Origin of the sequence: Maledivibacter halophilus (genome assembly GCF_900167445.1) — a bacterium.
GTDB classification, from domain to species: Bacteria; Bacillota; Clostridia; order Peptostreptococcales; family Caminicellaceae; genus Maledivibacter; species Maledivibacter halophilus.
On record NZ_FUZT01000002.1, the window covers coordinates 100,026 to 116,421 of the forward strand.

Annotated in this window: 16 protein-coding genes; 13 read left to right on the forward strand and 3 right to left on the reverse strand. The window is 31.4% G+C overall.

The features are described from left to right. Positions 1–19 precede the first annotated feature (19 nt). The 12 genes from B5X81_RS04440 to B5X81_RS04495 all read left to right on the forward strand — a co-directional run bounded on the left by B5X81_RS04440 (position 20) and on the right by B5X81_RS04495 (position 11,979). Positions 20–2,263, forward strand: a complete 2,244-nt coding sequence (locus B5X81_RS04440; RefSeq protein ID WP_079489703.1) for a pyridine nucleotide-disulfide oxidoreductase/dicluster-binding protein — start codon at positions 20–22, stop codon at positions 2,261–2,263. Continuing rightward, the gene (locus tag B5X81_RS04445; protein ID WP_244282003.1) at positions 2,250–2,444 is read left to right on the forward strand and encodes a DVU_1557 family redox protein; all 195 of its coding nucleotides are present in this window, start codon (positions 2,250–2,252) and stop codon (positions 2,442–2,444) included. Before B5X81_RS04440 ends, B5X81_RS04445 begins: the two co-directional genes overlap by 14 nt. Before the next feature lie 129 nt (positions 2,445–2,573). After that, positions 2,574–3,302, forward strand: coding sequence for a DVU_1556 family methyltransferase (gene trsM, locus B5X81_RS04450; RefSeq protein ID WP_079489707.1), 729 nt, complete (start codon positions 2,574–2,576; stop codon positions 3,300–3,302). Between the two features lie 17 nt (positions 3,303–3,319). Further along, positions 3,320–3,772 (forward strand): DVU_1555 family C-GCAxxG-C-C protein, encoded by a 453-nt coding sequence (locus tag B5X81_RS04455; RefSeq protein ID WP_079489708.1) that lies wholly within the window; start codon positions 3,320–3,322, stop codon positions 3,770–3,772. Then, positions 3,772–5,127 carry a radical SAM (seleno)protein TrsS gene (gene trsS / locus B5X81_RS04460; protein ID WP_079489710.1) on the forward strand — a complete coding sequence of 452 codons (1,356 nt, stop codon included), beginning with the start codon at positions 3,772–3,774 and terminating at the stop codon, positions 5,125–5,127. The genes B5X81_RS04455 and trsS overlap by 1 nt, the downstream gene beginning before the upstream one ends. Beyond that, positions 5,127–6,446 (forward strand): DVU_1553 family AMP-dependent CoA ligase, encoded by a 1,320-nt coding sequence (locus tag B5X81_RS04465; protein ID WP_079489711.1) that lies wholly within the window; start codon positions 5,127–5,129, stop codon positions 6,444–6,446. The genes trsS and B5X81_RS04465 overlap by 1 nt, the downstream gene beginning before the upstream one ends. 422 nt (positions 6,447–6,868) lie before the next feature. Beyond that, entirely contained in the window at positions 6,869–7,915 is a 1,047-nt protein-coding gene (locus tag B5X81_RS04470; protein WP_244282004.1) for a FecCD family ABC transporter permease, read from the forward strand. Further along, entirely contained in the window at positions 7,912–8,688 is a 777-nt protein-coding gene (locus B5X81_RS04475; RefSeq protein ID WP_079489714.1) for an ABC transporter ATP-binding protein, read from the forward strand. Before B5X81_RS04470 ends, B5X81_RS04475 begins: the two co-directional genes overlap by 4 nt. 40 nt (positions 8,689–8,728) lie before the next feature. Beyond that, complete coding sequence (locus tag B5X81_RS04480) at positions 8,729–9,847, forward strand: ABC transporter substrate-binding protein (protein ID WP_079489716.1); 1,119 nt, start codon at positions 8,729–8,731, stop codon at positions 9,845–9,847. A 74-nt stretch (positions 9,848–9,921) separates the two neighbouring features. Further along, the gene (locus B5X81_RS04485; protein ID WP_079489717.1) at positions 9,922–10,671 is read left to right on the forward strand and encodes a DUF364 domain-containing protein; all 750 of its coding nucleotides are present in this window, start codon (positions 9,922–9,924) and stop codon (positions 10,669–10,671) included. Between the two features lie 29 nt (positions 10,672–10,700). Next, entirely contained in the window at positions 10,701–11,231 is a 531-nt protein-coding gene (locus B5X81_RS04490) for a nucleoside-triphosphatase (protein ID WP_079489719.1), read from the forward strand. Then, positions 11,170–11,979: a methyltransferase domain-containing protein gene (locus B5X81_RS04495; protein WP_079489720.1), complete on the forward strand. Its 810-nt coding sequence runs from the start codon at positions 11,170–11,172 to the stop codon at positions 11,977–11,979. The genes B5X81_RS04490 and B5X81_RS04495 overlap by 62 nt, the downstream gene beginning before the upstream one ends. 267 nt (positions 11,980–12,246) lie before the next feature. Here the strand turns inward: B5X81_RS04495 and B5X81_RS04500 are convergent, their stop codons facing one another. Next, a complete protein-coding gene (locus B5X81_RS04500) occupies positions 12,247–13,224 on the reverse strand; it encodes a hypothetical protein (protein ID WP_079489722.1) in 978 nt (325 codons plus the stop codon). Positions 13,225–13,393: 169 nt separating this feature from the next. Here B5X81_RS04500 and kynU point away from each other — a divergent pair, with 169 nt between their 5' ends. Next, positions 13,394–14,677 (forward strand): kynureninase, encoded by a 1,284-nt coding sequence (gene kynU / locus B5X81_RS04505; protein ID WP_079489723.1) that lies wholly within the window; start codon positions 13,394–13,396, stop codon positions 14,675–14,677. A 180-nt stretch (positions 14,678–14,857) separates the two neighbouring features. Here the strand turns inward: kynU and B5X81_RS04510 are convergent, their stop codons facing one another. Both B5X81_RS04510 and B5X81_RS04515 read right to left on the reverse strand, forming a co-directional pair. Continuing rightward, entirely contained in the window at positions 14,858–15,112 is a 255-nt protein-coding gene (locus B5X81_RS04510) for a zinc ribbon domain-containing protein (protein ID WP_079489725.1), read from the reverse strand. A gap of 73 nt (positions 15,113–15,185) precedes the next feature. Beyond that, positions 15,186–16,100 (reverse strand): helix-turn-helix transcriptional regulator, encoded by a 915-nt coding sequence (locus B5X81_RS04515; protein WP_079489726.1) that lies wholly within the window; start codon positions 16,098–16,100, stop codon positions 15,186–15,188. Positions 16,101–16,396 lie beyond the last annotated feature (296 nt).

The following is a 16,396-nucleotide window of genomic DNA, read 5'->3' on the forward strand; positions in this document are numbered from 1 at the left end:
ATGATTTGGAGGAATTCCTATGGAAGAAGCAAGAAAAAAAATTAGAACATGCTTGGAAGATCAAGAGGCATTTTGTACTGCTGCATGTCCCTTTGATTTTGATGTACGAAATTTTATAGATAAAATTCAGAGGGGAAGATTTAATGCTGGTTTTAGAGCATACCAAAATTCTGTAGCTTTCCCTGGAATTGTTTCTTATTTATGTCATGAGCCCTGTAAAGATGTATGTATAAGGGGAAAGAAGGATGGGGCAATATCTATAAGGCTTTTAGAGAAGGCCAGTATAGACTATGCAGCAAGAATTAGTCCAAACAATTATAATCTTCCACTTAAAAATAAAAAAATAGCAGTTATAGGTGGGGGGATTAGTGGTTTAGCCTGTGCCCTCCGCCTTTGTGCTAAAAAATATGAAGTTACCATATATGAAAAATCCCATCGTATTGGGGGAAGTCTATGGGATATTATGCCTTCAGATATATTTTTAAATGATATTAAGCAGCAATTTATGTATGAAGAATATAAACTTTGTTTAAATACAGAAATCATAAATTTGGGTGAATTAGAATTTGACGCCATATATGTTGCAACGGGAACTAATGGTAGAGATTTTGGGTTGAAAGGAAACAAGGCAGGGAAGAGTCCAGGAGTTTTTTTAGGTGGATCCCTTATGGGAAAAAATATTATTGAAGCAATAGCCGATGGATTAAATATTAGCAAATCCATAGAGGGATATATTAAGACTGGCAGTATGAATACTCCAAAAAAAAACAATGAAACACGTTTACAATTAGATATTAAGGAATTACCTTATGCCAAACCAGTGATACCATCAAATGGTAGTGCTTTTACCCGGGATGAAGCCCTGCAGGAGGCAAAGCGATGCTTAAAATGCAAGTGTGATAATTGTATTCAATACTGCGATTTAATGAGAAGCTTCAATAAATATCCTAAAATCATTGAAAATGAGGTTGAAGCTACTATAAATCCTGGAACCTTAGATGGAAATGGCACTATAGCTACTCGATTTATTTCTACCTGTAATCAATGTGGCCTATGTAAAGAGGTGTGTCCCCAGGACATAGATATGGGTGATTTTTTACTTAAAAGCCATAGAATAATGCAACAAAAAGGAGGGATGCCTTGGGTCTTTCATGATTTCTGGTTGAGGGATATGGAGTTTACAAATAGTAAATATGCACAAGTTTCACGGCTTCCCATGGGATATGAAAAAAGTAGTTATATGTTTTTTCCAGGCTGTCAATTAGGTGCTTCAGATTCTAAATACGTTATAGAAAGCTATAATTTTCTATTGAAGGAAAAGCCAGATACTTCCCTTATACTAGGCTGCTGTGGAGCTCCTGCAGAGTGGGCAGGAGATAAAGATCTTCATAATAAAGTAATAGAAAAACTGCGAAACTATTGGACTTCCTTTGGAAAACCAAAGGCTATATTTGCTTGTCCCACCTGTAAACAGATGTTTAATAGATATTTACCTGAAATAGAAGGAGTATTTTTATATGATCTAATGTTAAAATCGAAAGTTCCTATATCGGTAGATGGATCAGGAGAAATAGTATCGGTTTTTGATCCATGTTCCAGTAGGGAAGAACCACATTTACAAAAGGTAATTCGCCAGCTAACCCAAAAATCTGGCTTTAGCCTTAATCCTTTACCTATGGAAGGAAAGCTAGCCAATTGTTGTAGCTGGGGTGGTCAGGTGTCAATAGCCAATCCCTATTATACTCGCCAGGTTGTAAAAAAAAGAATTAGGCAGAATGATAATCCCTATATAACTTATTGTATAAATTGCAGAGATATTTTTGCAGCAGCTAAAAAGCCAGTTTATCATATATTAGATATTTTGTTTGGACTCCATGATTCAGGCAGAATACCACCTACTGTTACAAAGCGAAGAAATAATCGTGTAATCCTTAAACAGCAAGTACTAAGCAGATTTTGGAAGGAAGATTTTAAAATGGAAGAAAGAGAAATGAAATTTAATTTAAATATTATTCCTCAGCTCGGAGAAAAGCTGGATAGTGAATTGATATTGGAAACTGATATTGAAGCAGTTATTGAACACTGCGAAAGCAGTGGAAAAAAGGTTCTCAATCCTAATACAGGAAATTTTTTCGGTCATTTGCAGATAGGAAATATGACTTATTGGGTGGAATATAAATCTGTTGATAATGGCTTTAATCTAGTAAATGCATATAGCCATCGAATGAGTATAGATGAGGGGGAAAGAGATGGAGGAAGATAACACTCTAATTTGTTATAAATGTCAAAAAAAGCTTGAGGCAGGTAAAACATATTTTGAATATTTAGGTCACAGCTTTTTTACAAATATTTTAAAGTGTCCCAAGTGTGGAGAGGTATATATTCCAGAAGAACTGGCAAAGGGACGTATGTCTCAAGTTGAAATGCAGCTGGAGGACAAATAGAAGAAGTTTGCAAAAAAAATTAAATTAGTAAAATATATAATAATTAAGGAAATTGCATGATACATGTGAAGAATTTTAAAATTAATAATATTAATTATGCAAGTTTCTCAATTAACTGGAGAGGATATTATGTTTTCACCTAGCTCCATTTCAGTTTATGAAAGTAAGGAAATTAGGGATGTAACGGGAGATACAATAAGACCAGGAGGATTTGGACTTACAGATAAGGGAGTAGAGGTTTGTAAATTTAATAATAATGATAGAGTTTTAGATATTGGCTGTGGAACTGGTGCCACAGTAGAATATTTGAGAAGAAAATATAAATTAAAGGCAGAAGGAATTGACCCTTCCCAAAAGCTTCTGAGTGAGGCAAAAATTAAAAATCCAAAATTAAAACTATATAAAGGATACGGTGAAGAGCTTCCCTATGAAGAAGGCAAAATGGATGGAATATTTTGTGAATGCACCTTATCTTTAATGAAGGATAAAGATAAGGCTATAGAGGAAATCCACAGGGTTTTAAAGCCCGGGGGATATTTATTTATATCCGATGTTTATGCCAGAAGACCTCAATATATAACAGAATTAAAAAAGTTCAATTTTAAAAGCTGTATAACAGGGATTCATAATATTGAAGATTTAAAGAAGAAGCTAATAGAAAAAAATTTTGAGATAAAAAAAATAGAAGATCATACAAATTATTTAGAACAGATGATAGTTAATATTATTTTTAAATACGGTTCCATGGCTGCTTTTTGGAAAAAAGTAAATAATTGTGAAATCCATTGTAATGAATTAACAAACGATTTTAAAAAAGTTAAGATAGGATATTTTCTATTAATTGTTCAAAAAACTTAAAGGGAGGGGCCACTAAAGTGAATGAAACAGTCTTTCGTATTTTCCAGCTTGCTTCCAGTAAATATTGTTGTACCCAAATAATGCTTAAAATACAACTTGAACAGGAGGGAATAGAAAATACGGATTTAATTAAAGCAGTAGGTGGATTATGTGGAGGAGTAGGATTTTCTGGAGGGATTTGTGGAGTATTAACAGGAGGAATCTGTATAATTGGACTTTATAGTGGAAAGGGCCGTGAAGAGGAATACAATAAAGAAGATTTTTATGAAATGATTGAAGAATATATTAATTGGTTTGATGCAGAGTATAAAAGTAGAGAATGTATGGATATAATCGGAAGTCAACTTAAAAAAAATAATATGAAAGAGCCTTCTTATCCAGTTAAATGTGGAGAAATAATTGAAAAGGGATTAAGTAAAGCTTGGGAAATTATAAATAAACATGGCTATGAGTTAGGAGCGAGGGAATAATGAAAAAAAATGAAGAAATTGTATTTGAAACAGAAAGCCTTTGTCCCGTATGCCTAGAAAAAATTCCAGCCTATAGGGTTAAGAAAAAAGATAATATTTATTTAAAGAAAAAATGTAGTAGTCATGGAGAGTTTGAAACCTTGATATGGAATGGCAGTCCCAGCATGGATACATGGATAAGGAAAAAGATTCCAAGCAAACCCCAAAAAAGCTTTAAAGAAATAGATAGGGGATGTCCCTTTGATTGCGGTCTTTGTGATGATCATAGACAACATACCTGTACGGCTTTAATAGAAATTACCCAAAGATGCAATTTAAACTGTAGCTTCTGCTTTGCAAGCTCAAAGAAATACAATATTAGAGAACCCAGCCTAGATAAAATAAAATTTTGGTATAAAAGGATTTTAGAAGCTGGAGGACCCTATAACATACAAATATCAGGGGGAGAGCCTACAGTTAGAAATGATTTAGAGAAAATAATAGAAATTGGACATGATTTAGGATATGAATTTATCCAGCTTAACACAAATGGAATAAGAATTGGAGAAGATGAAGAATATGTTAAAAGCCTTAAGAAAGCAGGTCTAAACTCAGTATTTCTACAATTTGACGGTACAAATGATGAAATATATAAAAAACTTAGAGGAAAAAATCTTATTAGAACAAAAATTAAGGCCATTGAAAATCTGGACAAATACAATATAGGAATTATATTAGTACCGACCCTTGTTCCAGGTGTGAATATAGGCAATATAGGAGAAATAATAGATTTTGCCATAGAACATATTCCCGCAGTAAGGGGAGTACATTTTCAGCCAGTAAGCTATTTTGGACGATATCCTGCCAAAACATATGAAAACATGAGAATAACTATTCCCTATATAATAAGGGAAATAGAAAGACAGACCAAGGGAATCATAAAAAAAGAAAGCCTAAAACCACCGGGATGTGAAAATTCTCTTTGTTCCTTCAATGGAAATTATTTGTACAAAGGAAAGAAAGTTTTGAAGCCAATAACAGATAAGACTTGCTGTAGCGGAATACAAAGAGCAGAAGAAGGCTCGCAAAAAGCTAGGAATTTTGTGGCAAAAAACTGGAAATTACCTGAAAAAAGATGCAAATGCAGTGAAGATCATTTAGACAAATCAATGGAATTTGATGAAATATTAAATTATTTAAAAACCTATAACTTTAGCATATCAGGAATGGCTTTTCAGGATGTCTGGAATATTGATTTAGATAGATTAAAGGATTGTTGTATACATGTTGTAAGTAATGAAGGAAACTTAATTCCATTTTGTGCCTATAATCTTACAGACATAAAGGGAAATTATCTCTATAGAGGAAAATGCTAATGAAAATTACACCACTGGATAGATGGATAAAGGAAAAAATAGGCTATAAGGGAAAAAAGGATTTTAAAAGCGAACTTGACAATTACATACTAAATAAACTGCATCAAAATATAAAATATGTAAAGGAAAATAGCATATTTTATAAAAATCACTTAAAAAATACAAATAAAATATCTTCCTTTAAAGATTTTGAAAAAATCCCCTTTACAACTGATTTAGACATAAGAAAGAATCCTGGCCATTTTCTTTGTGTGTCTCCCAGTCATATTAGTAGGATTGTGACATTAAGGACCTCTGGAACTACTGGAGAAAACAAGAGAATATTTTTTACAAAGGAAGATCAAGAACTGACAATAGACTTTTTCAAAATAGGTATGTCCACTTTAGTAGAAGAAAAGGATAAAGTACTTATTTTACTTCCAGGAGAAAGGGAAGGCAGTGTAGGAGATTTACTTGGAAAGGCTTTGAAAAGATTAGGGGTTAAGGTATATATATATGGACCTGTACATAATTCTGAAAAAGTTCTTGAGATTATTAAAAACAGAAAAATAAACTCCCTTGTGGGAATTCCAATTCAAATTCTTTCCCTTTCAAGATATAAAAAAAGCAAAGAAGAAATAAAATTAAAAAGCATATTATTGAGCACTGATTATGCCTCAAATACAGTAATTAAAGAAATAGAAAAAACTTTTAACTGTAAAGTATTTGACCATTATGGTATGACAGAAATGGGACTTGGAGGAGGAGTAGAATGTGAAGCCTTAAAGGGATATCATTTAAGAGAGGCAGATTTATATTTTGAAATAATCGATCCCATTACAAAAGAAAAATTACCCAATGGAAAATGGGGTGAGGTAGTTTTTACTACCTTAACAAGAAAGGGGATGCCTCTTATTCGATATAAAACAGGAGATATAAGCAGAATAATCAATACTCCCTGCCTTTGTGGCACATACCTTAGAAGACTGGATAAAATAATTTTCAGAAAAAAAGAAGGGGTTTTATTAGGAGATATAGAAATATTGACTATAGGTGAATTAGATGATATATTATTTTCGATTAATGAGCTTATGGATTTTAAAGCTGTGGTAACTAAGGAAGAGGAAAAGGATTGCCTAACTATATATATAGATACTAAACTAACTAGGTACAAGGAATTACTTGTACATATATATAATAGACTGTATGAATTTGATTTAATCAAAGAATTAATTAAAAGAAGAAAATTGACTTTAAAGATTAAAGGGAGAATGAGAAAAGAAAATTATTTTAATAATGGTATACAAAAAAGAAAGATAATAGACAAAAGAAATAAATAGTTATTATAAAAAGAAGGATATCATTAATGAAAATTGTTGTATAATTATAGTAGAAAGAATTATTGAATGTAGAATATATTTAAATCATAGGAGGCATAAAAAAGATTAGAACCATGAAAATTTCATTAAATAGGGCGGGGTTTAACCCTTCCTCTCTAAGGAGAAGTTTCTAGAGCTGAGAACTAGTATAATCCATAAGCTAGGGAGCCGAGGAAAGGACAATGAGATAGAGAGGTACTGCGGCCCACAGATTGTGACTGTAAATGGCAGGGAAGGATTATTGGGTGACCAATGAAAATGATATGCATGGGGTACAGGTATAGTTATATTAATTATTACATACCTTTGTTTTGTTATATATTTTACCCCTTGATCGTTTATGCATAAAACTCCTTCCCTAGACTAGGGAGGGAGTTTTCATTTTGGAAAGAAAATCATCGATTATTGAAAATGCAAAAACAACTAAATCAAATAAAAGCTTTGTAATAATTTTTATTGCAATATTAATAATTTTAATATCCTTTACAATTGGGAAATATCCCATAACAATAAAGGAATTGTTTACTATTTTACATCAGGGTATTTTCTCCCTTGAAAGGTCACTACCAGATGTTATGTATTCAGTAGTATTGAAGGTACGATTACCTAGGATATTTGCTGCCTTCGCTGCAGGCGCTTCCCTAGCAGCATCGGGTGCGGCATACCAGGGGATGTTTAGAAACCCCTTAGTGTCTCCGGATATTTTAGGAGCTTCAGCAGGAGCAGCCTTTGGGGCATCTTTGGGGATATTAATGTCACTAGGGATAATAGGAATACAAATACTATCATTTCTATTTGGACTTTCGGCTGTGGCTTTAACCTATTTAATTAGTATGAGACTTAGTAAAAGTAATGGTACTACTATTGTGCTGATACTTTCAGGAATGCTTATAAAAACACTTTTTACCGCCTTTATTACACTAATAAAATATATTGCAGATCCCTACAGTAAACTTCCTGAGATAACCTTTTGGCTTATGGGAAGCCTAGCTTCAATTAATCTTCAGGATGCATATATAATCTTTATAGTTTTCATCATAGGGATTATCCCTCTGATGCTTTTAAGATGGAAGTTGAACGTTTTATCCTTTGACGAAGAAGAAGCCAGGGCTTTAGGATTAGATGTAAAAAAGCTTAGAATTATAGTAATACTTTGTTCCACACTAATGACAGCTTCAGTAGTATCCGTTGCTGGACTCATAGGCTGGGTAGGTCTTGTTGTACCCCATTTTTCAAGGATGCTTGTTGGACCTAATTTTAAAAAATTATTACCAGCAGCTGTATTGGTGGGAGGATCATATCTACTATTGGTAGATAATCTGGCAAGGTCTATAGGTAGTTTGGAAATTCCCCTGGGGGTACTTACATCAATAATAGGAGCTCCATTTTTTATATACTTAATGTTAAACGTAAGGAAGGGTTGGATATGAAAATAGAACTAAAAAATGTAACATGTGGATATGGTAAAAATACAATTATCAAAGATATTTCAATGGAAATAAAATCTGGAGAAGCATTATGTATACTTGGACCAAATGGTGTAGGAAAAACAACACTTTTCAAAACCATACTGGGATTTTTGAAGCTGCAAAAGGGAGAAATACTGATTGATGGAAGAAGCATATATGACTATAAAACCAAGGAGCTTGCAAAAATAATGGGATATGTTCCTCAGGCCCATAACCCACCTTTTCCCTTTAAGGTGATAGACATAGTTTTGATGGGCAGGATATCCTATATGGGAGCTTTTAGTTCTCCTAGAAAAAAGGATATGGATATAGCCTTAAGGGCAATGGAAACTCTAGATATATTATATCTAAAGGATAGGATATATACAGAGATAAGCGGAGGAGAAAAACAGCTTACTCTAATAGCAAGGGCCTTAGCTCAGGAAGCTAAAATGCTAATAATGGATGAACCTACTTCAAATCTGGACTTTGGACATCAAATCAGGGTTTTAAATCATATAAACGATTTAATAAAAAGTGGCATTGGAGTTATAATGACTTCACACTTTCCAAATCATGTTTTTCTATGTGCAACGAAGGTTTCTATGATTAAAGACGGAAAACTGTTTAAGATAGGCACACCAAAACAAGTTATTACCAAAGAAAGCCTTAAGGATATATATGGAATAGATACCGAGGTAATAGACATAGAAAGGAAGCATAAAAGGAATATAAGTTATTGTATTCCAGTTTAAAATAAAGTCTAAATAAGAATAAATTAAGGAGGAAAAAGCCATGAAAAATATTAACAAAATAATATCAATTTTACTAGTAGCAGTACTTTTAATAGGGGTCTTAGCTGGATGCAGTAAATTCAATGAAGTACAAAAAACAGAAAACAAATCTCAGAAAGAAGAGCAAAAGACAATTACAATTACCGATATGGCACAAAGAAAGGTGGAAATTCCAAGTAATATTGAAAAAGTCTATTGTAAAAGTCCGGAAGGAACAATACTAATGTATACTCTTGCACCAGATAAGCTTGCAGGATGGAATTATCAATTTACCACAAATGAAAAAAAATACATCCCTGAAAAGTATAAAGACCTTCCCATTTTAGGAGGATGGTTTGGCAAAAACAATACAGGGAATATAGAAGAAATACTAAAGGGAGCCCCTGATATAATAATTAATATGGGTAGAATTAATGATACGGAAATAGATGCAAACAATAGTCTGCAGGAGCAAATAGGTATACCCATAGTAATGGTTAAAAGTGAAACCTTAGATGATCTGGAGGATGCCTATGCTTTTATAGGAAAGATAATAGGTGAAGAAGAAAGGGCTAAAGAGCTTGCAGATTATTGTAAAAACACATTAAATTATGCCTTGGAAAAATCAGAAAATATAAGTGAAGAAGATAAAGTAACAGTATATTATGCCCAGGGTCAAAAAGGACTAAATACTGAAGCACCAGGTTCAGTTCGTATGGAAGTAATTCGACTAATTGGAGGGAAAAATGCAGCTGACATATCCGATGACAGCAGCTATGGACGAAGCAAGGTATCCTTAGAGCAAGTACTATTGTGGAATCCAGATATTATTATAACTGCCAGGGAAAGTAGTGATGATAATACCAAATCATTTTTCCAAACTATTTATGAAAATGAAGATTGGAAGGACATAAATGCAGTAAAAAATAAAAAGGTATATGGAATACCCCAAAATCCCTTTGGCTGGTTTGACCGCCCACCTTCAGTAAACCGTATAATAGGAATAAAATGGCTTGGTCATGTTTTATATCCTAAGGCTTATGAGTATGATATCATCGAAGAAGTAAAGGAATTTTATAAAACCTTTTATCATTATGAGATTAGTGATGAGGAAGCAAAAGAGTTTCTCAATATGGATTAATTAAAATTAGCTTGTTTATCTTTAAATTATTAAAGGAATATTAAAAAATTAATAATAAATGGAGGTCTTAGAAAATGATAGTAACTGATCTTATAGAAGCCGTTAAGGAGAAGGCAGAAGGTAAAAGAATAAAAGATCTTCGTGTTGGACTTGGATATACTGCTGTTTTACTGGATGATGATAAGTGTGGATTGGCTTATACCTTTAGAAATGAGCTGGGACCCTGTTGCTGTGTTTGTAGTGAAGGAGGAAAGATTAAGGGGAAAAAAACTATAGATATTATACAGTGGGCAATGTCAGATAATTTGGTCAAAAGTTCCATTGGAATAGCAACTATAAACGCATTGTTACAGGACAATGTAAAGGAATATAATTGTAGTAATGTATTCGAAGTATTGGATATAGGAGCCAAAGATACCTTGGGGGTTATAGGAGATTTTAAGCCATTAACTAAGGGAAAGGGTAAAAAAGCTAAAAAGCTTTATGTCTTTGAGCGTAGAGAAAGTAGAGAGGATAATTATTATTCTAGTAATATGATAAATGAATATCTACCAAAGTGTGATATTGTTGTTATAACTTCAACATCTATCATTAACAAAACCTTCGATGAAATTGTAAAATATTGCACAAAAGCTAGGCAAGTGGCAATGGTAGGGCCTACTACTCCTCTTTGTCCAGAGGTATTTAAAAAATATAAGATTGACATCTTAGCGGGGGTATTAATTGAAAAACCATTAAAGGTATTGGAAATAGTAAGTGAAGGTGGAGGAACGAAGAATTTTAACGATAGTGTTAAGCAAATTTATCTAGAGAAACTTGCATAATTAACGCTATCTTTTAGGGGAGTTTCATTATGAATAATTTATTTCTTACAGGCAAAATAAATATTGGAAAGACAACAGTATTGAATTCTATAAAAGAGAAATTGAATATTGACCATAATATGATAGGAGGATTTTTAACAAAGGCTTTTCTTAAAAATGGCAAAGTAAAGGGTTTTTACATACAGCCAATTAATTATCCTTTAGAAAAGCAGCCGGAATTTGAAAAAACAGTAATAGGCTATACTCCAGATGGGATAAAATGGGTAGGCGTTACAGATACCTTTGAAGGCTTTGGAGTAGAAATACTTAATTATTGTTTAGAATGTCCCTTTGAGCTAATTATTATGGATGAACTAGGATTTTTTGAAAGTAAATCATATATATTCCATCAAAAAATCCATGAAATAATAGAAAGTAAAAAGAAGGTCTTAGGAGTAATTAAGCCCCAGCCTACAATATTCATGAATTCCATAAGAAATCGTAAGGATGTGATTATAGTTGAAATCACTAAGGAAAACAGAGACTATATATCCACAAAGCTATATAATAAAATCAGATAGAGGCTTTGAGAAGAAATTTAATTGGACTTTTTCAAATATAAAATGGTTTTTAGAGGCAGAAGAAACTACTGACTTTTATGAAAAGTCAATAAAAGAATTGGAGCCCTATATTAAAAAATCGAAAACTGTTATTGATATAGGATGTGGTATAGGAAGTTTTTCTATAAGCTTAGCTAAAAAGGGATTAGATATAACTGCAATTGATATGTCATCAAAGGTTATAGAAGTATTAAGAAAAAGAGCCCAGAAAAATCTTATCCAGAATATTAATACTTATAATAGTAAATTTGAATCTATAACTAATAAAGAAAGTTATGATATAGTTTTAATGAGCTATATGATGGGACTAGTAAATGATAGTAATATGGAAAAAATCTTAAATATGTCAAATAAATATGTAGTCTTAATATTACCTATAGATGAGATAAAGAATGATTTTTCTATAACTGAATTATATGAAAGAATAGGAATGAATATAGAATTATTAAAACAGCAGACATATAAAGAATTATTAGAACCTCTTGATAGATTTAAGATTAAATATGATTTAAAATTGATTCAATCGGATTTTGGGCAACCCTTTGATTCAAAAGAAGAAGCCTTGAGTTTCATAAAATATTATTTCAAAATACCTATGATTAAAAATATGCAGCTAGTGAATTGGATTGAGGAAAAACTTATTATAAAGAATAAAAAATATTATCTTCCAAATAAAAAAAGAAGTGCAATGATTTTAATAAAGGTTTAGTATAAAGTGAAGGTGAACTTTATTAAATGAGAAAATTGCATAACTATAATTCGGGGCAATTGCATAAGAGATATGCTAGTCCTTATATGGGGGTTTTAATATTTCATTTGAGTGATTTTTATAACACAGTTTTTTCCTTCAAAACTATATAAAAAACAGGTTTATTGAATGAAGGAAAATGAAACATTAAAAACCCCTAAAATCTATTTAAAATGAAATATTTAATTTATTAGCACAACCGCTTAACTAGTATATAGTTTTATCATGTTAGTTTATTTCACTATATAATTCTATCCTATTAAATTTATCTAAAGATACTAAAGCTTTTAATGTAAGAACACCAGTCCATTCAGTTTTTGCTTTTTTCCATTCAGAGTCATAAGTATTCCAATTCCAATCAGGATCAATAATAGATTTTAAATTATGCCAATTCCAGGCAGGCTCAATCTTTCCATGGGATTCTAGCTTTTCAATTAAAAAGTTTAAGTTTTCTTCTATCAACCCATTACTAATATCAAATCTATAGGCATTTGGACTTTCTATAAAATCCAATGGTGTAGGAACGTAATTATCCCATTCCTCCTTTTTATAACATAATACTTGTTTAACACCTAAGATTAATTTGTTTTCTATTTTTTTAGCTAAATTATCTGAAAGTAAATTATATAATCTTATGTAGCAGTATATTTCATTTTCAGCTTCAAATTTTTCTTTGCTATTAAAATAAGCTATAGCATAATTTAAAAGCTTATCTACATCTATTTTTTGAACAAAGTTTTTGTATCTATATAAATAGGCAATTATTTCTGCAGAAGGATTTCCCCAGTTTCTATCAATTATAGTCATATCCTTCTTTGGAATATAATGCCACCAGGGTGCATGGGGATAATCATTGACCTCCTTTGGGACAACCAGCCATCCATTTCTTTTAGAGTCAAATGTATTCTCAAAATATTTAATTCCAGATTTGATAATTTCCATGGCTTTTTCTTCATTTTCACAATTAATTAAATGCTGAAAAGCAACAGTAGTTGCCATAGGAGAGGATAATGGCAATCTAAAATCTCCTTCTAGACCATTTCCAAAACCTCCATCATTATTTAAAAAATTTTCCAATTCATTTAGAACTTTTTTATTTTCATCATTATAAAAATATTTTTTTAGAATTTCACCTTCTAAAGGTCTACCTTTATCAAGTATAAATTTGCTAGCTCGATTAAAAGAATTTCTTGAAAGCTTTTTCATAAAAAGCACATCTCCTTTAAAAAGATTATTATTTTAAGTTAAGTATAATATATAATTGTAAAACTTTTCAAAAGATTATTGATTATCTGAAAAAAAATATATTATAATTTATTTAGGTTGTTAAATAAATATTTTTTTATTCATACATCAAAAAAGGAGGAGCTAATTCATGAAAAGGGTATTTGAGCTTGGAGAAGACTTTGCAAAAAGATTGGATTTAGAAGATCCATTAAAAGAAATAAAAAATAGGTTTTATATAAAAGAAGATGAAATATATATGGATGGAAATTCCCTAGGTCTTATGTCAAAAGATGCCGAAAAAACATTAATGAGAGTTGTAGAGGAATGGAAGAATCTTGGGATAAATGGCTGGATGAATGCAGAAATGCCATGGTTTTATTATCCAGAGGAATTAGGAAAGCTTCAGGCTCCCTTAGTTGGAGCTGAAGAAGATGAAGTCATTATCCATTCATCTACTACTGTAAATTTACATTCATTGGTATCGACATTTTTTAAACCAAAAGGTAAAAGAAATAAAATATTAATGGATTCATTGACATTTCCATCGGATAGATATGCTATTGAAGGACAGTTAAAGCTTAAGGACTTGGACCCAAGAGAACATCTTGTAGTAATAGAAAGCAAGGATGGAAAAACTTTAGATGAAAGAGAAATTGTTGGAAGGATGGATGATGATATAGCCTTAGTTCTTCTACCTTCAGTATTATATAGAAGTGGACAGTTATTGGATATTGAGTATCTAACAGGTCAGGCCCATAAAAGAGGTATTATTATTGGTTTTGACTGCTGCCATTCTGTAGGAGCAGTACCCCATTATTTTTCAAAATGGGGAGTGGATTTTGCCTTTTGGTGTAATTATAAATATTGTAATAATGGACCTGGAGGTACAGCTAGTATATATGTTAATAAGAAGCATTTTCATAAGGAACCGGTTTTAGCAGGCTGGTATGGCTATATAAAGGAAAAGCAATTTGATATGTCCTATGAATTTCAATCGGCAGAAAATGCAGGGGCATGGCAAATTGGAACTTCACACATGCTGAGCATGGCACCCTTAGAAGGGTCACTTAAAATGTTTAATGAAATAGGAATAGAAAAAATCAGAGAAAAATCATTAAAAATTACAGATTACTTAATGTATTTAATAGATAATGAGCTTTCTCAATATGGTTTTATAATAGGAAATCCTAGAGAAGATCATAGAAGGGGAGGGCATGTGGCTTTAGAACATGAGGAAGCAGTAAGAATAAATGAAGCTATGAAGGATAGAGGAATAGTACCAGATTTTAGAAATCCAAATGTAATAAGATTAGCTCCCGTTGCTCTTTATATTTCATATCATGATGTATGGAAGGTAGTTTCAATAATCAAGGATATAATGGAAAATGAAGTATACAAAAACTATTCTAAGAAAAGGGGAGTAGTTGCATAATATTATATTATAGATGTATGCTCATAAAGTTTTAGAAACAAAGATAGAATCTGAGGTTTCCTTTTACTCTTCCTTTCTAAACTTTTCTTTAAAAGATGTTTATAAGAGGAAGGTAAAAGAATTCTCAGTGACTACCTTAAAAACTTAAAAATTCTAAGCATACAGCTATGTATTATATAATTATTTAGCCCATCTTTTTAAAGTAGGAAAGAGAGTATTCATCATCTCTCTGGCTTCTTTCTCCTTAAAGCCTTGTTTTACCATATGGGGAACGCAGATTTCTATCATTTCTTCCATTGTTGCATCACCAGTAAAATCTCCATTCTTAAAGCAGTAGATGCAGTAATCGCTATTTTTACTTCCATCTTCATTAGTCCCTAATAAGTTTTCATTACTTAATGGCATGCCACAGCTTTGACATAAATCTTTATTCATCTAAATTCCTCCTATGTTTTTAAATTTAAAGTAATTATATCAGAGGTAAGATGACAGCATTGTGTCGTAATTCTTAAATTGTTTTGTATTTTTTTAAAATATTTTTTGCTTTATTTTTTATAATTTGTCTAATGTGAATAGGTTCAATAACTTCAACCCAATCACCAAAGCTTAAGATCATACTGTAAACCCACTCATCTTCAGGATATTCTATAGATATATATATATATCCATCTTCATTAAAGTCTAATTTTTCAAATTCAAAGTAGTCGTCTAGTCTGTTTAAAGCCTTGGGATGAAATTTTAGCTTAAGTTTTACGATATTTGTTGAAGAAAAGGAAAAACTAAAATCAAAATTATTTTCTCTGGTTTCAAAGGTTTCATCTATAGATGACAAATTCTTTATTCTTGTGAGTTTAAATAATCTAAAGTCTTGCCTTAATCGACAATATCCTTGTAAATACCAGTGATTTAATTTTAGTGCAAGCAAATAGGGTTCAACGGTTCTTTGAGTTGTTTGCCCATTTAAGTTTATGTAAGTGAACCTGATTATTTCTTTTTGTTCTATTGCTTTTTTGATTTCATCTATTTTTTCCTTTAGACCCTTAGAAAAACCCCAGGGACTAAAGTCCATAATTATATTATTTTTTATATGGTCATTTGTAGATTTGATGGATGTTAGCTTTTCTATTACATTTTTTAAATTCTTATCTTCATAGGCTCTATTAATACCTTCTAAAGCCACTAATAGAAGTTTATGTTCAGAATCCGATAGAAAATTTTTATCTATTTTATAATTATCCAATAATCCATAGCCGCCATATTGACCTCTATAGGATACTATGGGAATTCCAGCCATGTTTATAGCTTCAATGTCTCTTTGTATAGTTCTAATGGAAACCTCAAAATAATCGGCTAGATCCTTTGCGGTAATTCTTTTTCTATTTAACAGCATAATAACTATAGAAAGTAGTCTGTCTATTTTCATGAAATTTCACTCCAAATTTAAATTTTATTATGGGAAATCTATATAAATGTACGCCCCTAAAAGTTTAATTTGAGGTCGCAGCCACTGAGGATTCTTTTGGCTCATGTAAAAATAAGTTTTAGATTGAATAACTTTTTCGAAACACATCACGGAAATTATATTTATTTAAAGGATTGATAAGTTTATAATTTCCTATCTTAAGTTTTATTGGCGTATATCTATATATTTGATAATAGAATATATTAATAATATAATAAATTTAAATAAAAAAACAGGGAAATCAAGGAGAAATATTA